The following is an 18,886-nucleotide window of genomic DNA, read 5'->3' on the forward strand; positions in this document are numbered from 1 at the left end:
CAAGTGAACTATTATCTTTTCTTTGCCAATGCCGTAATTTCTTTCCTTACATAGCTCATGCTTTCCTTTAAAATATCACGATAAAGAAAAGAGACAACTATTGTCGTAATTATTGCGACTGACAAGAACAAAGGAGTAACATTCATAAAACTTGCCATAATTGCAAGAAAATAAACCACAACTATTGAAACAAAAAAACGTCCCAAAGCAAAATTGATTTTGTAAACCTTGTTTGCCAAAACAGTTCTGGCAATGAAAAAGACTATATATGACAAGCCTGTTGAAATTGCCGCGCCTTTTGCACCAAAACTTTTAATTAAAAAATAATTTCCAATAACATTTGTTACAGCTGAAATCAAAGAAATCCAAACATGATAGGAAGATTTCTTCATGAAATTAATTCCCATTACGGTTGATTCCGATACTGTATACATAATTGGCATAAATGCAAGAAAAGGAAATACATATACAGCGTCTCTGTACTTTTTTCCCAAAAATAACACGACGATATCCTTTGTACATAAAAGTAAAATCGCAATTAAAAGCATCCCATAAGATACAATCTTGTTTATCTTAACAAAGAATTCTTTGTCGTCTGCCTTTTTTGCATAATGTTCAAACGCAACTGGCATCCAAAAAGTTGTAAATACAGTTTGAACCTGAGTCAAAAGATTTACAATATTCTGTGCTCCCGAATACAAACCCACCTGATTGTAATCTGTCATTGCATTCAACATCAACTTATCTGTTGAATGAAAAACCAAAGTAACTGTTGTAGAAAATATAAAGGGGAATCCATATCTAAACAAATCTGTTGTCTTTGTAACAGTATTATTTAAGGTGCTTCTCCAATTACCACGTTCTGAAAATCTACACCCTAAAACCAAAACCACCTCTGCCAATGATACTGCTATGATCAAGCTCCAACATGTGTCACCGCACAATGTAAAGTACAAGATTACTGCAATAAGAAGATAGGAAAGTTTTCGGATGACGTTTAGAATCGAATAAGCTCCTGCTTTCTGATTCATTCTGATCTTCAAAAGCCAAAATCGATCCAGAACTAACCCAAAGAGGTAAAAATCAAACACCAGCACCAAGGCAAGCGATGCCTGACCAATAATGACATTAGAAAGCGTTTGATAAAAAACAACTAACAAGGCAGCAACTATTGCGGTAGCAACCACTGGATATCTCAAGCACTTATTCAATAAAGCCACTTGGCTATCTTTATGCTCATCATTATAGAAGCGCACATAAGATTGATCCAGTCCCAAATAAAGTATAGATGCAAATAGACTGCCAAGCGTTATAAACATCGAATACTTTCCCATTTCCTCGGTGGAAATCAATCTAGTTAGAATTGGTGTTGTAATTAATCCTGCTAACAGTGCAAACATCGATCCTGTTGCATATTTTACAAATGTTTTAATCAGCTTCACGTTTTGTTTTCCTCACATATTTGAAATTTTTGTTTTTCAATAATATCAATATTATAGGCTAAAACGAGAATTAAATAAAAATATTGTGTATTCATTGTTGATTCAGTCAGCGATGCAACCAAATAACAAAAAATTGAGACAGCAAGCAAGCTGGAATATACGTATTTTCTTTTTGAGATCTTCTTTACGGAAGCAATGTACATAATAACAAAACATAATAATGATAAAAAGCCACCAGCCAACACAATTTGCAACACCAAATTGTGAGGTGAATAACTAATTCCACTTTTCATCGTTAAGAATTTTGCAGTAATACCATATCCTATATATGGTTTTTTCTGAATATACCACATTGCCATATCCCAGAGTGATGTTCTACCTGTAAATGTGATATCTTTGTGCAGGACGTCAACAATAATTCCAGAAAACAAGTTCTGTAATCTAAAAACAACAATCGCACAGTATATTACAATATATGCAATCGTCAAATCAATAATATTGAAAAAGTGCTCAATTCTCTTTCCTTGGAACAGAAGTGCAAAAGCCGTTATCAGCACGCACACCACAACTCCTGTGCCAGACCATACATATAGCATGGTTGTTATCATTACTGCTGTCATTAAATACGCTTGTTCTTTTTTTCGTGATCGTAAGAATTCAACAAGTAAAGCAAAAATAAAGAAATGAATAAGCGCATTATCTCTTCCCAGAAAATTCAATCTTGAATCCACCGTCATACTATATCCTGGAATATACTTTCCAAACCCATCGGGAACGATAATTAATAGCAACGCATTAATGAGAACGTATGCTACGCAAATTTTTCTTAATAGTATAACAGTTCGGGTGCTATTTCTTTGGATCATTAAGTCAAGAAATAAGCAGGGCAACATATTGAATGTCACTGTTCTAATCGCTTGAAACACATCTCCTCCGTTTATGGCCGTAGATAAAACTAGTGAGCCAAAGTAACAGACAATGGTGATATGGAAGCGACTAATTTTACTACAAATCAATTCATATAGAACATATATTGCAGACACCACTTTCAATATAAGAAAAACAGCATCAATTATTTTAAACTGCGTAAATAACGCCGGTTCCATAAAAGCGCTCATCGCCACTATAAAATACAAATCATTTTTTTTTATTTTAAGCGATGGAATTGTAAATTTCATACTATGTTTTTCCTTAACCTTTATTCATTGGCCTATATTGTCTTCCAATATACTATGTATGTCAATATCAAACAAATTTAGTAAATCGTTTAATGCCTTATCATTTCCATCAGACTGATTAACAGCAATAAGCGAGACCTTCTGACTTCCTTTTACTTCTATTAATGATTTTGAAACCGGCCGCACCTTCATAACTTTCACATTGTGCTTTAGAGCATATACCTTGACCCACATATCATCCGTGGTCGGTGCAAATCTCTTAATCGCATCAATGTCAAAAAAATCCTTCTTAAAAAAGCCTGCAGGAAAAATCGCTCCCGCTCCTGTCAAAATATGAAGATTGTGCGAAGGACCTACTACTCCATTGGAATACCAATCCCACTTTCCGTATTTTTCCAAATTGCCATCATGTTCAATAATCCTGTGCGATCTATGGCATACAATTGTATTTGGATTTTTTTTATGCACGTCATCTAATTCCTCTAACCATGTAGATGGATAAAAGAAATCATCATCTGCAGTAACTATTCTGTAATCGTAGTATTCTTTTGCTGTATAATAGATTTTTTTATATGATTTAATATCCTCACACAATCTAATTTCTAGACCATCATCTATATATTTCTTTACACAATATGGTATTTCATCTATTGATGGATAATCAGTCCTTGCGAGCCATAAAATCAACTTTTTAGGTGACCGGGTTTGTCTGAGCAGACTGTCAATACATAAGGCGGCCTGTTCTATTCTTGGTGGATAGGATGTCAGACTAACAATAACATCTTGAAGTTCCGGTCCTCTATTTATAGCATGCCTTGACAAGACCCGTGGGATTATTGCGTTTGCTACAAATGTGTTGATTTTGTTATTTAATATATATATTTTTTCTGACTTATCATACGCAAATCTATGACTATAAAAATCATCAATTATCATATCACTCACATCCAATCGATTGAAAACTCATTTCTAACCTTCTCATTTATATAAATTTTAGGCATCAGTTTCTGCTCAATGACCCGAAATTTTGACTCGTCTTTATTCATAAGAGAGTGATTATCTCCTGTCTCCCGCACATAAATACTCGCAATAAACGGGAGAGGCCGCAGCGGTCGGCCAAGCTCAGCACAGATTTTAGGGATGTCTCCGTGTTTCTTTCTTATAATGTGAGGATTCGAGTTAACACTTGCGACCATTTTGTCATAATATTTATCAGGTAAATCTTCAACAGAATACTTTACTATCGTTGAACTCCCATTAGGAAATTTATGGCCTTTTTTTATATAATTGTCGCCAACATGCCAATAATAACCGTTATGAGATAAAAAGCCATTTTCATTTGGATGCTTATTTACATATTCCGCAATACGGTTGCTTTGTAGGTCATCTGCATCTACCATCATCGTATAGCCGCCACCATACTCTCGGATTCTCATGCCAATCGTATGAACCTTGTATCCTTTATCAAGCATCATTTCCTCTTTAGTGTGTGGAATCGGTGCTTGTACCTGAATAAATTCCACCCGACCATCAAATTCGTGCTTCAATTTAGGTATATCATGGCAGGCAACGATAATTCTAAAATCAGGGTCTGTCTGATTATATACAGACCATAATGTTCTATTAAAAAATTCAGTCACTTTATCCCAGTTATTAGATGTTTCCTTACTTCTAAGTGGAATACCAAAATAAATCATCTACATTCCTCTCCTTCTTTGATGTAATCGTTATAGTCTACTCATCAAACTATGTAATATTTCACTCAAACCCAATGTCACAGCTACAAAAAACATCAATGCTATAGGCTTCGAGAAGGTTGAAAACAATTCTGGAAAATACCAAATGAACACAGCATGAATCATAAATGCTTCATAAGAAATGTTTCCAAGCCTTTTAACCATTAAATCTTTTGCTATTAGTTTTTTCCCAAATTCAACAAATGAAAAAAAGCAATTTAGGAAAAGTAATGCAATTAAGCTTTTGACCGGATTCCTTATTATGAGCCAATTACTGTTACCGCCAACAAAATAGTAAAGAACAAAGCTCACTATAAATAAAAGCACTGACGCTTCAAAAAAGCGCTGTTTATTATACGTCTTTTTCGCTTTTTCTGCACCATAGAGACCAGCACTAAAACTAAATGCATTCAACCCCCACATATTGACCGATGTGTTTCCAAACAGTACGCTCAAAACTAAAATACTTCCACCGATTATCAACTCTGACCTAATTCTTCTTTTCATGCATATCCAGTACACAAGATAGCAATACCACATTAGACCAATATACCATGTGACAGGATTTATGACGTTGCTGAGACCAACACAGCCAAGAATAATGTCTATAGGATTAAATCGCTTATCTTTTAACACATAACATATAATAGAGATGGCGATGGTAATAATACATAACGGTGGGATTATTCTTTTAATTCTCTTTCCCCAAAAACCTTTCAGACCAACTTTATCATATGATTTTCTTAGGCCATATCCAGATAGAAAAAGAAAAACTGCAACGCCAAAATATCCTAGCGGATTTAATGCATCCCCCCCATCACTCTCGGTAAATGTGACAGCGTTATAAAAATCAATGCGATACCCTTACAGAAGTCCGATTCTTCCTTACTTAACTCAATGTCCATCAGTATCTCCCCAAACTGCAATATTCAGTCACATCAATATTCTCTTTAAGTATTTTAGCTGGCACTCCACCAACGGAGCAATTGCTAGGAACATCATGAATCACAACAGCATTTGCGCCTATAATGACATTGTCCCCAACTGTTATATCTCCCAGAACCTTGGCTCCTGTAGCAACATACACATTATTGCCTATAATGGGATGCCCTTCCTTGTTGGATCTTCCTCCAGTTAACACATTTGTTCCTATAATTACATGGTCACCAATTTTAGTTTTCTTACTTATCACACACCCGATTCCGCCATATAAAAACTTACAATTTTCACCTATTTCTGCCTCATATGGTATCGAGGAATTATGAACAACATATATGATTGCTTTTATAATCTTAGGTAGAAGATGAATATGATGCAGATATAACCACCGCTCTGCCCTATACATTTTGTATGCATTCATAATTTCACCCACCTTTTTTACAATATTCTATTGCATCTTTAAATCCTTGGAACATCCGATCGATGCTTACCTCTTTATCATAGACTTCAAGGCAAGCTTTCGACATTTTCGACAGCCTTTCTTCATCATGAAGAAGATCCACCATATACTTCTTGAAGTCTTCTTCATCTTTTGCGAGATAACCAGTTGTTCCATTCTTCATGTAGTAAATCTCAGGGGCATGTGTTCCCTCTAGCAATACAACCGGAAGTCCCCAGAATAGTGCTTCGTTCATTGCCAAGCCAATATGACCGGGTGTACTAAAGACATCGCCCATTTTATATACTTCATTCACATCAGAGCCATACTTTTCTCCAAGATAGTACAAATTTTGGTGAGAATCCACTTTCTTCTGCTGCTCCTTTGAGAAGCCAGGCCCTACCATAACAACGGCGATATCTTCTAAATCTGCAAACGCATCCATAAGAAGATCAACTCGCTTATATGGCATCATTCGTGAGATATATAGAATCACCTTATTTTCACTAATACCGTACTTCTTCTTAGTTATTTCCTTATCAGGCACTGTTTCTTTATCGATATCTGTGAAATTCAGAGTATTGTAGGCCACAAAAAGCTTTTTCTGGTTTTTCTCTGAAAAATATTTTCGCATATCTGGTGTGTATGTAATCAACGCATCACATTGATTGTGAATAAAGTGGAAGATAGCATTTTTTACCTTGTCATTTGGGGTTTTAATATTAATTCCATGGTTCCAGTAGATTACAGGGATTCTGTTTACCTTACAGTATCCGATAATAGGGAGCATCACCTTATCTTTTAAATGCAGAAATAGAATGACATATTGAGGTTTGATCTCTTTTATTTTCGCAATGTACTGCTTTGCTGAAAATGGAATTTCATAATGCACAAACTTCAAATCATAATTCACATTTTGAAATCTATTACTTAAAACTTGAAAGTCGTATCCTCTTTCCCGAAATTTGTCAAAAAAGTAATTGTAAATTTTTTCGCGATAATGCAAAACATCATTTGAAATCAGAAGTATTTTTTCCATTTCTACCACCTCATTCAAATTTTCCGGTAAAGAACTTTTCATAACCTTCGAGTAAGGCTTTGCTCGTATGTTCCCAGCTCAATTCATTTACAACTCTATTACGACCATATGCACCCATCTTCTTGCGTAATTCCGGATTATCCAGCAATTCCATAATTTTCTTTGCCATGTCCTCAGCATCGTTGTTTTTTGCATACAGAGATGCATCCTGCGCAGAATAACGGCCTTCTGTCAAATCGAACTGAACAATAGGTTTTGCAAGTGCCATATATTCCAAAATCTTGTTCATAGTACTCTTATCATTCATACTATTGTATTTGTCACTATTGACACAAACATCAGCTGTGTTTAGATATTCAAGCATTTGCTGATCCGACGCACGCCCCGTAAATTCCACACAGTCGTCCAAACCCATATCATGCGCCTGCTTTTTCAATGCTTTCAAATGCGGACCTCCACCAACAATACCCCAGAACACATTATTGTCATGTTCCTTAATGTATTTTGCGGCATCCAACAAGTATTCAATTCCCTCCTGCTGACCAATAACGCCGAGGTATCCAACCATATACTTGTATCCGCGTTTAATGCTCTCTACCGGAGGCATAATGCGCATACGTTCAAGTTTCGGACCACTACGCAGAACGATTACATTGTTCGGATTCATCTTTCCGCGTTCAATAGCGATTTTCTTATAGCTTTCATTTGTTACGAAAGCAAATGTACAGTGCTTATATGTCTGCTTTTCCAGCCACAACTGACTCTTATACAGGAGTCCACTTGTTTTTCCAAATTTAGCTTCAAAAAGTTCCGGGCAAATATCATGATGGTCGAATACATATTTCACACCATACTTTTTGAAATGTTTTGCAACCATGTAAATATCATCCGGCGGATTGCAACCATGAATTACGTCAAAGCCAATCTCCTTATATACCTTTTTCGCAAGTCGCAATTCTTCCTTCAATGCCGTAAGGTATTCTTTCGCGTATCCCACTGCACCATTACCTTCTGCTGGAAGGTCATGCCGGAAAATATGCACACCCTGAAGGTATTCCTCTTCCTGCGTATATCCCTTGCCCTTCGGGCAAATAACTGACACGGTATATCCGTTCATAGCCAAAGTGGTTGCTTCCTGCCACACACGAGTATCGAACGGAACCGGAAGGTTTTCGACAATAATAAGAACTTTTCTACTATCAGAATTCATTTTATCCTCTCACTCTTTGTATTATCAATTTATATTTTCCTCTTGATGTATACTCCATTGCACGTACAACATTTACCTGAACGGTTATTGCCAACCCAATTTTATTCTGGAAAAGGTCTCTAACAGATTCAATTTCCCTCTCTGTCAGATTATTAAATGGAATCACGTTTACTTCGACTGTTCCTTTATATTCCTGAACAAATTGGTAATTAGCGATTTTGTCCAGAATCGGACTGTGTACTTCTAGCATTGCAGCGGAAATTATCTCTCCGTCATTACCGTATAGAACACCATCCCGATGCCCTTCTATTTTAAATAGATCGTAGTATGGTGTAGCAGTATCATCAAGTCTATATCTTATCAGTGGCATTTTCTGATTAATAAATCCAGTACATATTATGCTTCCATCAGTATCTATTTGAACATAGCCATAAAGGGGGTTAAATCGATACCCCCCCCCGATTTGTTCCGCAAACACAGCTCTTTCCGTGTGTCCAAAAAATGCAAATGTGTCGCATTCAAGAACTTCCTTTATCATTTTCCTCTGAAAATCATAGATGTTTTCAGAAATCAAAAAAACAGCCTTATACTTGTTTTTTAAGTCAATATTCAACTGCTTTGCACATTTGCATAAGCTGTAGATTGCCGATGGAAAACCATGAAGAAAATCAACACCAAATGACTCCATTCTCTTTATGTACTCGCTTATTGTCTCCGTATTAATCTCACATGGGTTCAGTTGTATTTCATTGTATAACGGGTTATACTTGATAAATCCCCCGTGAAAATCTGTACCTCTAAAAGATGCCATTTTTGATGATTTGTAACTGTATCCATGCTGCTCCCAGAAATGATAAATAAAGGCACGTTCCTTATAGATTGAATCTCTGTCCAGATTTACTTTCAAAGGCGTTCCTGTACTTCCTCCCGTTGTTGCCGAATAGAAATCGTCAATATCATCTGCTTGCAGTTCATCAAAATTGGCAATAATCTCTGCTTTATCTAGTGTTGGTATTTTACTAATTTCGGAAGAATCTTTAATGTTATAGACATTAAGTCCACATTTATCAAAGATCTTATGATAGTATGGAACATGCTCGTATGCATGAATAAGAACAGCCTTCAATTTTTCAAACTGCATTTTTTCAATGTCTGCAGCAGAAGAATACTGCGCTTTCTCCAACGTATTAAACTGCTTCTGAAATTCTGTATTGTAAATCAATTTTGCCCGAATCACTGGCGCCGCCATTTGCTTCAGCGGATCTGGCATGCATGTATTCAATTTTTTTAATAATGCAATTCCCATATTTCCCTCACTCTACAATAATTTTCACTACCGCGATGCCTGTTGGAGTTCCTACAACAATTTTCTTTGTACATTGCTGTTCCCCATACTTTACAGAACATTGCACATCTTCCGTCCATATTCTAGCATTGGAACTATCAACAATCATTTTCAGCTTGATATCTCGATCATAAACACTGATTATATTACCCGCAATCTTCATCTGGCATTCAGGAGCGAGAATGTAATTAATCTGTATTTTATCGCCCGAATTCAAATTTTCGACCCGATCCGTAATCGTCAATACAGACTCTCCATCAAATTCATACTTTCGTATATGCTTTGCAGGTGAATATCCATCATGAGAAGCTGTAAGTTCTATTTTTCCCTGCGCATTTGAGTGTGATATTAGCTGGCTCTCTGCTCGTTTTCCCCACAAAAAAGCTCCAAGCATCTCCGACTGATCTCTTCCATTGATGCAGACAGTATTATGATTCTCAGTTTTTCGATAGGCGTTTCTGCTTTCAATATCACAATGATAAATGTATGTACCAGGATCTATAAAAACAGGTAATCCATTTACATACATTTGAAAACTCAAGGCATCCGCATGACCGTGCGCTGCAATGGTTCCAAACCCTAACGCCGCGTGATCAATTCCAATCAGAATCCTGTGATCACGACTTCTAAGAATTGTATTTCCACCACATTTATAGCAGGCATCAAGTGGCACTTGGTATAACGACTTGCTTAGAGCTATATTGCAATCCTCGGTGCTAAAGAGCCAATTCAGATTTTCATTACCCACTTTGTGAAGATTTATATACTGCTCATCCAGCAGAAAACTGAAAAGCCCAAGTACATATTGATAATGATTGAAGCCCCCTTGTAAATCAAGAATTTTTCCTTCATCATCATCTCCAAATACCATCATTTCGCCGTAATCACCCATGCAGTCTGCCATGTAAGAGCACATTTTTTTCAGCGTTGGTTTCCAGTTCTTCGGAACAGATATTTTATTTTTCACAAGCAATCGCATCATCAATCCCATTGCTTCCATATAAAAAGATTGATAATGCAACGACAGTTCCTTATTTACACCATCAGAATAGTTTTGCAAAGGTAGCTCTCTTGTGAGAATATTTACCGCTAAGTCAATCCAAGGCTTATAGTCACACAAAACACCCGTCTGCCCTATTGCGTACGCCTCCACAATCAGGTGATTATTAGCTGATGAATACCTTGAATAGTGCCTAGCAATGTAGTCCGTCATGTTAAGGATTCCTGTTTGCAGTTGTACTGACAGCTTATCAGGTGCACCCGCTTTTTTTAAGAAACACCAAGCATAACACCAGTTGCTACACCGAATGGCAATTTCCATGACGCTTGTCCATGAAATCCCCCATAGAAAAGGGTTTTTCTGATTCCAGTCATTAAACAGATTTTCAAACTCTAAAAGAACCTTTTTATCACCACTCACATAATAAACCTTTGCTAACAGCGCAAATTGAAAATGACGATTTAATTCCCAGTTTGTTCTGGCATCGCCAATGTCATCACGTTGCTTATACTCCATCCCATAGCTAAACTGTTCCGGCCAGTTATTTTCTGTCTGGAATCCAGCATTCCACCTCTTTTTATAGGTCTCATAGTGATACCCCCCTAATAACGGGATTTCCGTTCCCAGTGAAAATGTCTTATTATCCCAATTCAGGTGCATTCTATCTGCATCCAACTGCAACGCAGACAGCTTTTCGTTAAATAAAATCTCGGTCACGGCTGTTTTACGCGACTTGAATCTATTTTCTTCACTTTTCTGAATCGCTTTCTGCGATATTCTCCATGCAACCTCTGGCGCACTCATTGCCTTCAGTCGCCGCACAAGCCACGCAAAATCAGCCATGACCGAACCTCCAAATTTTCTTCTTAATTAAAACTCTGTAGTAGCCATATCCCGCACCAGTTTGTCATTCTGAGCAGGATTCTGGTTGATGTTGCCCCAGCTAATGCCCTCATAGTTTCCTTCGTAATCAATCGTCTGGAACTGACGCACTAGATCAACAATTGCTTTGTGAGGATACTTTGCAGGCACATCTGCAAATTCTTTTCCCTTGTTCGTAATTACAAGCACATCACTTGCCGAGCATACAGAATCCAAATCATCGGTAATGATTCCATGCAGATGCGGAAGCTTTGCAGCGATGAAGTCTGCATTCGTATTGGTTTTCTGGGAAATGGCAACGTTCTTATCGTAGATCTTAATCTCGTAGCCCTTACCCAACAGAGCATCAGCAACATCAATAATAGGGCTGCAACGCAGATCGTCTGTACCCGCCTTAAAACTCAACCCAAGAATACCAATCTTGCGTTTGCCCTTACTCTCAATAATGTCAATCGCATTCTTTTTCTGAAGTTCATTTGACGGATTGATTGCGTTGATAACCGGGCAGTCAACATACAAATCGTGCGCCAGTGTGCGCAGCGCCTTGGAGTCCTTCGGCAAGCAGGAACCACCATAAGCAAAACCGGGTTTGAAATAGTAAGGAGAGATATTCAGCTGCTTATCTTTGCAGAAAATCTCCATAACCTTATGGCTATCAATACCCAATGCCTTGCAAATATTCCCCACCTCATTTGCAAAAACAATCTTCAAACCATGGTAAGTATTGTCAACATATTTCATCATCTCAGCAACGCCAATATCGGTAGAGATAAATTCACCCGGAATATCCTTGTAAAGTTCACGGAACTTTTCTTCCGCAATTTCGCTATCAGTACCAATGAGTGTAAGCGGCGGATTCATGTAATCCTGAACAGCAGTTCCTTCACGCAAGAACTCAGGATTAGACACAACAGTGAATCCTTCACCACGCTTCTTACCAGATGCCTCCGCGATGATTTCTCCAACTTTAGCATTCGTTCCAGGAAGAACAGTGCTGCGGATTGCCACAATATGAAAATCGTCTTTATCACGCATTGCTTCACCAATCTGGCGGGCAACCTCGTAGATATACTTCAGATTCAGATGACCTTCCTTGCTGCTCGGTGTTCCAACAACAATAAAAGAAATTTCAGAGTTATGTACTGCATAATGATAGTCCATTGTAGCTTCAAGCAGTCCTTTATCGTGAGCCTCTTTGCACAGCTCATCAATTTCTGCCTCAATGATAGTCGGACGTCCCTGATTAATCAGATTCACCTTATTCTCTGACACATCATTGCCAATAACATGATGACCCAGCTTGGCACAGCAAGCAGCGCCAACACAGCCAACATAACCCAAACCAAAAATACTAATGTTCATCTTAATAACTCCTTTACTTTATAAGAAATGGTTTCCATTCTCCACCAATTTTCAGCATCGAACTTTAATCAGTTCTGCATCACCAACAACCAAGCATCTACCAAGCCCAGCAGGCAAGAACAAAGTTTCCCCCCTGCTGAAACGCATCGGTTTCTGTTCAGCATCCATTGTCTGAACCTCGCCATATCCGCTCAGGCACATTAATATCTGAAAAGAAGTATCCATCACAGAAAAGGCAAAACCCTTCGTTACTTGTATTCTTTCTGTTTCAAAATATTTGCAACGGCAAAGCAACTCACGAGAGCAGCCAGAATAGTATTTCACCATTCTCGGTTTCTGACTCACATCTGGTGCAACCTTCATATTCATGACCTGCACAGCTTTGTCAAAATGCAGTTCGCGTTTTTTACCATTCTTATCCACACGGTCATAGTCGTAGACACGATAGGTCACATTGGAGCTTTCCTGAATTTCAGCAATCAGGATACCCTTCCCGATGCCATGTACCGTTCCTGCCGGAACAAAATATGTATCGCCCTTGTGAACTGGAACCTTTTGCAGATGCTTGTCCAGTGTTCCGGTATCAACCGCTTTTCGGAGGATTTCCTCTGTTACCTCATGCTGAAAGCCATATATAAGACTTGCACCCTCATCAGCATCAATGACATACCACATTTCGGTCTTACCATTGTCTCTTTCATGCTCTCTTGCATACTCATCACTAGGATGAACCTGAACGGACAAGTCTTTCTTGGCATCGATGAACTTAACCAAAACTGGAAGTTCACCATCTTCTATCTTTGTACCGAGATATTCCGGATGTGCTTTCAATACTTCAGCCAGTGTTTTTCCTTTATATGTACCATTTGCCACATAGCTGGGACCGTCCCGATGAACCGAACACTCCCAGGTTTCTGCTAATGGTGTTAAATCAATCTTTTTACCATATTCTTCCCGAAGTCGAGTACCACCCCACAAATAATCTTTACCCATCGGAATCAATTTCATGATTTCCATTACTCTGTCTCCCACTATTTCTTATTTCATTGGAAATTTAATCTTATCTGTGACACTAATCTCGTCGCCCAACTGCACTTCGATCATATCCAGCGGAGTAATCGCTTCAACTGTATGCCTGCAGCCTGCTGCAATCGTAATTACATCACCAGTGCGGAGCACTTGTTCCATACCGTCCACAATCGCCTTACCCTTACCAGAAACGACAGTCCATACTTCCTCACGGTAATTATGCATATGGTAGGTCATATGCTCGCCAGCTCTCATGGAAACCTTGACAGTCATAGAACCCGGCTGCACATCGATAACTGTATAAGTCCCCCAAGACTTCTCAGCATACATCGCCTCAGTCTCGATTTTTTCCACATAGGGCTTCATTTTACCGCTGCGTTCTTTATCAGAAATCAAGATGCCATCACCGCTCGCTGCCACAATAAGATCTTTACAGCCCATGCAAAGAATAGGGATATTCAGTTCATTGACCACATTGGTGTTTTCACAGGTCTCATCCAGAATAGCTTTGCCCTTGGTCTTATCCGCCATGACTTCAGCCATCATGTTCCATGTGCCGACATCCTTCCAGGCACCGCTGTAACGGAGTACCTGAATGCTGGATTCTTTCTCGACTACTGCATAGTCGAAGCTGATTTTAGTCAAGGTATCATACTTATTGAACAGGTCGCGGTAATCTTCGAAATCAATCATGCTGTGTGCTTTGTCCTGCAGATATCCTAGCTTAAATGCAAAGATACCAGCATTCCACAGTGCGCTCTGCGCCAGATACTTTTTAGCAGTTTCCTTATCAGGCTTTTCCTTGAATTCCTTAACCTTACTGACATTTTCACCGCTTTCCGGGATAATATAACCATACTTTTCACTCGGTACCGTTGGCTCAATGCCCATCAAAGTCAAGTTTGCACCGCCCTGCTCTGCCAACTCTTGCAAGGTCTTTACAGCTTCGTAATAGGTATTATCTACATAAGGGTCAACCGGGCAGACAATAACAGCCTCATCCTCTGCCACGCCCAGTTCATCATGGAGATAAGCTGCTGCCAGTGCAATGGCCGGGAACGTGTCACGACGGCAAGGCTCTACACAAATAAATGCTTTCTCACCCAGTTGGTTCTTAATAGCACTTGCCTGCGATTTACTTGTTGCAATCGTAATTTTTGCATCTGCATCTACGGTAGTAATCTGACGATACACACGCTGAACCATAGACTCATACTCATCATTATTCTTAAACAGCTTGATAAACTGCTTGCTGCGCACATCATTGGAAAGAGGCCAGAGACGTTTGCCAGAGCCACCAGAAAGTAAAATAATATTCATTGTATTTTCTCCCACCATCTATTATTTCAAGTATGTTTCTGCACTCTTGCAGATCTCTGCTTCCACCTTATCGGCGGCTTCCTTATTCTCTGCGCTGACAGAGATATAGGTCTTGAGCTTCGGCTCCGTACCGGAAGGACGAACCACGATAGAACAGTTATCTTCCAACAGGAATTTCAGCACATCGGACTTTGGCAGACCATCCAGACCATGTGCATAATCCAGTAGCTTTACGACTTTCTTGCCTCCAAACTCCTTAATGTCTCCACGGAATGCCTGCATGATGCCCTGCATCTTAGCAAAACCAGCACTGCCGTCAAATTCGTAACTATGCAGGGTGTTCAGGCAGTAGCCATAGGTCTTATACAGCTCGTCTAGCTTATCCAGCAGGCTGATGCCCTTGGTGGCATAGTAACTGAACATCTCGCAGATCATGTAAGCGCCGTCCACGCCGTCCTTATCCCGGACGTAGGAGCCAGTCAAATAGCCATAGCTTTCCTCAAAGCCGAACACATAGCTGTCTGCCTTGCCCTGCTTTTCCAATTTGCCGATCTGCTCACCGATAAACTTGAAGCCGGTCAGCACATTAATAGTGCGCAGGCCATAGTGAGTTGCAATCTGCTCGCCCATGTCCATCGTCACGATGGTCTTGACCATGACAGAGTCAGCAGGCATCTTGCCATGTTTCTGGCGCTGGCTGCAAATGTAATCAAGCAGTAACATACCGGTCTGGTTTCCGGTCAGTAGTTCATACTCGCCTGCTTTGTTCTTGACTGCAATGCCTACACGATCGCAGTCCGGGTCGGTGGCAAGCAGCAGATCAGCGTTGCACTTCTTGGCATACTCCATGCCCAGTGCCATGGCTTCCTTAATTTCCGGATTCGGGTAAGGGCAAGTTGGGAAGTTGCCATCCGGCTGCTCCTGTTCCTTGACCACCGTGATATTGGTGTAGCCCATCTCTTTCAGAGTGCGGGTCACAGGCTTCAAACCAGTACCATTCAGCGGACTGTAAACAATCGCCACATCCTTATTGACCTCTTCGCCAAACAGAACAGACTGATTCTTGACCTCATTTACAAAGGCAGTGTAGACCTCATCTGGGATGTACTGGATGCTTCCATTTACAAGACCAGTTTCAAAATTGCTGTGCTTTACATCGGCAAAGATGTCCAGTTTTTCAATCTCCGCAAGAATTTCTGCAGCGGCTTCCGTCGTAATCTGGCAGCCATCTGCGCCATAAACTTTGTAGCCGTTGTATTTGCTGGGGTTGTGGGAAGCCGTCACCATGACACCGGCAGAGGTGTGCAGATATCGGGTCGCAAAGGACACGGTAGGAACAGGCATCAAAACAGGCCAGATATTCACCTTGACACCATTCGCCGCAAACACACCGGCCGCCACCTTTGCAAATACATCGCTTTTGATGCGGCTGTCATAGCCAATCGCCACAGAGGGTTCAGCGAAGTTTTTCTTCAGATAGTCTGCCAGTCCCTGCGATGCTTTAGCCACAGTGTAGATATTCATGCGGTTGGTGCCTGCACCAATTACGCCACGCAAACCACCGGTGCCAAACGCAAGGTCGCGGTAGAATGCATCTTCGATTTTTGCATTATCCAGCGTTTTCAACTCAGCAGCAACATTGGCATCTGCCGTCGCATTTTCCAGCCAACGCTCATATTCTTTCTTAATATCCATCTATTGTTCCCTCATCTATCTCTTAGTCACGCTGGAAAATATCTCTCGTGTAAACTTTCTCTTTCACGTCATCAAGGCACTTGTCATAGCGGTTTGCGATGATGGCATGGCTCATTTCCTTGAACTTCGCCAGATCGTTGACCACTACAGAACCGAAGAAAGTCTCACCATCTTTCAGGGTCGGCTCATAAATAATGACCGTTGCGCCTTTTGCTTTAATGCGCTTCATGACACCCTGAATGGAGCTCTGACGGAAGTTGTCCGAATTAGATTTCATGGTCAGGCGGTAAACGCCAATCGTGACGGATTTCTCCTTGTCCTCATCGAACTCATTCTCTGCATCGTAACCATAGTAGCCAGCGAGCTTCAGGACACGGTCAGCGATGAAGTCCTTACGAGTTCTATTGCTCTCAACAATAGCCTCAATCAGGTTTTCCGGCACATCTGCATAATTTGCCAGCAGCTGCTTCGTATCTTTCGGCAGGCAGTAACCGCCATAGCCAAAGCTCGGATTGTTGTAGTGGCTGCCGATACGAGGATCAAGGCAAACACCGTCAATGATCTGCTGGGTGTTCAGACCCTTACTTTCTGCATAGGTATCCAGTTCATTGAAGTAAGCAACACGCAGAGCCAGATAGGTATTTGCGAACAGCTTGACCGCCTCGGCCTCAGTGAAGCCCATGAACAGCGTGTCAATGTTCTCTTTGATTGCACCTTCCTGCAACAGACCGGCAAACTCATGAGCAGCTTCTACCAGACGCTCATCGTTCAGGTCAGTTCCAACGATAATGCGGGAAGGATACAGGTTATCGTAGAGGGCCTTGGATTCACGCAGGAATTCCGGGCTGAAAATGATATTTTTGCTGTTGAACTTTTCTCTTACACTTGCCGTATAGCCCACAGGAATCGTAGACTTGATAACCATGATAGCGTTCGGGTTATACTCCATGACCAGCTTGATCACAGCTTCGACGGCAGATGTGTCAAAGTGTTGGGTGTGGCTATCGTAATTTGTGGGGGCCGCAATCACAACAAAATCCGCATTCGAGTATGCAGCCTTTGCATCCAGCGTTGCAGTCAGATCCAGATCCTTTTCTGCCAGATATTTTTCAATATAGTCATCCTGAATCGGAGACTTCCGGTTATTAATCATCTCGACCTTCTCCGGGATAATATCCACAGCGGTCACATGATGATGCTGGGAAAGCAGGGTCGCAATCGACAAACCAACATAGCCTGTACCCGCAACAGCAATCTTATAATTTTCCACCTTTTTCTCCTCCTACGCTTTTAAAATCTATTCGTTAAAACGTTTTTCTCATCTATTTTCACATCAAACCAATATATTTCCAGACAGCACAAATAGCGGATAGGCTCGCTCGCCTGTCCGCTGGCTGTCACCCCACCCTCATGGTCGAGATTTCTTTCTGGATGGCATTGCTGCCATCCAAAAAGATCAGTCGTTCATTCTTCGGGTAAGAAAATATGAACTTCGGGTTGCGGAGCCTTTCATTCTCTGCCGTACCCTTGTCCCTATTATGACAGCCGCGTATTATATCTCCATCCCCTCTCCGCTGAATGGTCGGAACATATTTCTGGCAGATTCCAGCGTATTCAATTTTACTGGCATCATCGTACTCTGCACCACTCACATGATGGCCTGCTCTATTGTAGCAGGTCACGTCACAACCATTCTGTGCCATTCGGGTGCAGAGCTCTTTGACAACGATCTCTACTCCGCCCTCTCTCGACCACCTTTTGTGGCCAAAAACAGCAAGCCTCAATTTCTCTTTCATTTTTCCTTTCCCGTCGCTTTCCCCATTTAGGGATCTCATCCCCATACCGTGCCAAACTCCGGCCCGGTTTCCTTTACATCACAAAAAGCCCGGACGCATTTACGCCCAGGTTTTTGACTGATTTACGCCGCAATTCATTGACATTTTATTTCCAGAATCATCAATATCAATTTCGTAAATGTATTTATCGACACTAAAAACATTTTACCATTTTTTCCTTTGGGATACAATACTTTTCAGCTGTATCATTGCCTGCTTCATGGCTAAGATTTCCGTACTTTATTCCGTCTTTTTGTTGCAACATATTCATTTTGGAAAGAAACTCGTTCCATTGCTTTTTTCAGCAAAAAAACACCCTTCCCCTCACGGAAACCCGCAAAAGGAAGGGTGTTGAACTCAATATCCTGTTGTCATGCCAATCACAGCATGTTCGTACCGGCAAAGCCGGTATCAACTGTTATTCAGCACGGCACC

At 40.4% G+C, this 18,886-nt stretch carries 16 protein-coding genes; all 16 read right to left on the reverse strand.

The window, feature by feature from the left end; genetic code table 11:
• Window positions 1-11: 11 nt before the first annotated feature.
• A complete protein-coding gene (locus tag DXA66_RS00905; RefSeq protein ID WP_118526226.1) occupies window positions 12-1,442 on the reverse strand; it encodes a lipopolysaccharide biosynthesis protein in 1,431 nt (476 codons plus the stop codon).
• A complete protein-coding gene (locus DXA66_RS00910) occupies window positions 1,439-2,620 on the reverse strand; it encodes an O-antigen ligase (protein ID WP_118526228.1) in 1,182 nt (393 codons plus the stop codon). The genes DXA66_RS00905 and DXA66_RS00910 overlap by 4 nt, the downstream gene beginning before the upstream one ends.
• A gap of 24 nt (window positions 2,621-2,644) precedes the next feature.
• Window positions 2,645-3,556, reverse strand: a complete 912-nt coding sequence (locus DXA66_RS00915) for a hypothetical protein (RefSeq protein WP_118526230.1) — start codon at window positions 3,554-3,556, stop codon at window positions 2,645-2,647.
• Between the two features lie 5 nt (window positions 3,557-3,561).
• Window positions 3,562-4,317, reverse strand: a complete 756-nt coding sequence (locus DXA66_RS00920; protein ID WP_118526232.1) for a glycosyltransferase family 2 protein — start codon at window positions 4,315-4,317, stop codon at window positions 3,562-3,564.
• Window positions 4,318-4,347: 30 nt separating this feature from the next.
• A complete protein-coding gene (locus DXA66_RS00925; protein ID WP_118526234.1) occupies window positions 4,348-5,211 on the reverse strand; it encodes an acyltransferase in 864 nt (287 codons plus the stop codon).
• Window positions 5,212-5,260: 49 nt separating this feature from the next.
• Entirely contained in the window at window positions 5,261-5,716 is a 456-nt protein-coding gene (locus DXA66_RS00930; protein WP_118526236.1) for a serine O-acetyltransferase, read from the reverse strand.
• 4 nt (window positions 5,717-5,720) lie between these two features.
• A complete protein-coding gene (locus tag DXA66_RS00935) occupies window positions 5,721-6,773 on the reverse strand; it encodes a glycosyltransferase family 4 protein (RefSeq protein WP_158576276.1) in 1,053 nt (350 codons plus the stop codon).
• A gap of 10 nt (window positions 6,774-6,783) precedes the next feature.
• Window positions 6,784-7,983: a glycosyltransferase family 4 protein gene (locus tag DXA66_RS00940; RefSeq protein ID WP_118526240.1), complete on the reverse strand. Its 1,200-nt coding sequence runs from the start codon at window positions 7,981-7,983 to the stop codon at window positions 6,784-6,786.
• 1 nt (window position 7,984) lies between these two features.
• Window positions 7,985-9,289, reverse strand: coding sequence for a phenylacetate--CoA ligase family protein (locus tag DXA66_RS00945; RefSeq protein WP_118526242.1), 1,305 nt, complete (start codon window positions 9,287-9,289; stop codon window positions 7,985-7,987).
• Window positions 9,290-9,296: 7 nt separating this feature from the next.
• The gene (locus DXA66_RS00950; protein WP_187119365.1) at window positions 9,297-11,171 is read right to left on the reverse strand and encodes an alginate lyase family protein; all 1,875 of its coding nucleotides are present in this window, start codon (window positions 11,169-11,171) and stop codon (window positions 9,297-9,299) included.
• A gap of 27 nt (window positions 11,172-11,198) precedes the next feature.
• On the reverse strand, window positions 11,199-12,572 hold the full coding sequence (locus DXA66_RS00955) for a nucleotide sugar dehydrogenase (RefSeq protein ID WP_118526244.1): 1,374 nt from the start codon (window positions 12,570-12,572) through the stop codon (window positions 11,199-11,201).
• Window positions 12,573-12,623: 51 nt separating this feature from the next.
• On the reverse strand, window positions 12,624-13,589 hold the full coding sequence (manA, locus tag DXA66_RS00960; RefSeq protein ID WP_118526246.1) for a mannose-6-phosphate isomerase, class I: 966 nt from the start codon (window positions 13,587-13,589) through the stop codon (window positions 12,624-12,626).
• A 21-nt stretch (window positions 13,590-13,610) separates the two neighbouring features.
• Window positions 13,611-14,921: a sugar phosphate nucleotidyltransferase gene (locus DXA66_RS00965; RefSeq protein ID WP_118526248.1), complete on the reverse strand. Its 1,311-nt coding sequence runs from the start codon at window positions 14,919-14,921 to the stop codon at window positions 13,611-13,613.
• Window positions 14,922-14,942: 21 nt separating this feature from the next.
• Complete coding sequence (locus DXA66_RS00970; protein WP_118526250.1) at window positions 14,943-16,616, reverse strand: phospho-sugar mutase; 1,674 nt, start codon at window positions 16,614-16,616, stop codon at window positions 14,943-14,945.
• A gap of 22 nt (window positions 16,617-16,638) precedes the next feature.
• Entirely contained in the window at window positions 16,639-17,886 is a 1,248-nt protein-coding gene (locus DXA66_RS00975; RefSeq protein ID WP_118526252.1) for a nucleotide sugar dehydrogenase, read from the reverse strand.
• Between the two features lie 127 nt (window positions 17,887-18,013).
• Window positions 18,014-18,412 carry a hypothetical protein gene (locus tag DXA66_RS14730; RefSeq protein WP_207664065.1) on the reverse strand — a complete coding sequence of 133 codons (399 nt, stop codon included), beginning with the start codon at window positions 18,410-18,412 and terminating at the stop codon, window positions 18,014-18,016.
• Between the last annotated feature and the right edge of the window lie 474 nt (window positions 18,413-18,886).

The organism is Faecalibacterium sp. OF03-6AC (assembly GCF_003478175.1).
Taxonomy (GTDB): domain Bacteria; phylum Bacillota; class Clostridia; order Oscillospirales; family Ruminococcaceae; genus Faecalibacterium; species Faecalibacterium taiwanense.

Bases quoted from the DNA above. Each gene is read 5' to 3' on its own strand.
- DXA66_RS00910 (WP_118526228.1), bottom strand. From the start codon at position 2,620: ATGAAATTTACAATTCCATCGCTTAAAATAAAAAAAAATGATTTGTAT.
- DXA66_RS00915 (WP_118526230.1), bottom strand. From the start codon at position 3,556: ATGATAATTGATGATTTTTATAGTCATAGATTTGCGTATGATAAGTCA.
- DXA66_RS00920 (WP_118526232.1), bottom strand. From the start codon at position 4,317: ATGATTTATTTTGGTATTCCACTTAGAAGTAAGGAAACATCTAATAAC.
- DXA66_RS00930 (WP_118526236.1), bottom strand. From the start codon at position 5,716: ATGAATGCATACAAAATGTATAGGGCAGAGCGGTGGTTATATCTGCAT.
- DXA66_RS00935 (WP_158576276.1), bottom strand. From the start codon at position 6,773: ATGGAAAAAATACTTCTGATTTCAAATGATGTTTTGCATTATCGCGAA.
- DXA66_RS00940 (WP_118526240.1), bottom strand. From the start codon at position 7,983: ATGAATTCTGATAGTAGAAAAGTTCTTATTATTGTCGAAAACCTTCCG.
- DXA66_RS00945 (WP_118526242.1), bottom strand. From the start codon at position 9,289: ATGGGAATTGCATTATTAAAAAAATTGAATACATGCATGCCAGATCCG.
- DXA66_RS00950 (WP_187119365.1), bottom strand. From the start codon at position 11,171: ATGGCTGATTTTGCGTGGCTTGTGCGGCGACTGAAGGCAATGAGTGCG.
- DXA66_RS00955 (WP_118526244.1), bottom strand. From the start codon at position 12,572: ATGAACATTAGTATTTTTGGTTTGGGTTATGTTGGCTGTGTTGGCGCT.
- manA (WP_118526246.1), bottom strand. From the start codon at position 13,589: ATGGAAATCATGAAATTGATTCCGATGGGTAAAGATTATTTGTGGGGT.
- DXA66_RS00965 (WP_118526248.1), bottom strand. From the start codon at position 14,921: ATGAATATTATTTTACTTTCTGGTGGCTCTGGCAAACGTCTCTGGCCT.
- DXA66_RS00970 (WP_118526250.1), bottom strand. From the start codon at position 16,616: ATGGATATTAAGAAAGAATATGAGCGTTGGCTGGAAAATGCGACGGCA.
- DXA66_RS14730 (WP_207664065.1), bottom strand. From the start codon at position 18,412: ATGAAAGAGAAATTGAGGCTTGCTGTTTTTGGCCACAAAAGGTGGTCG.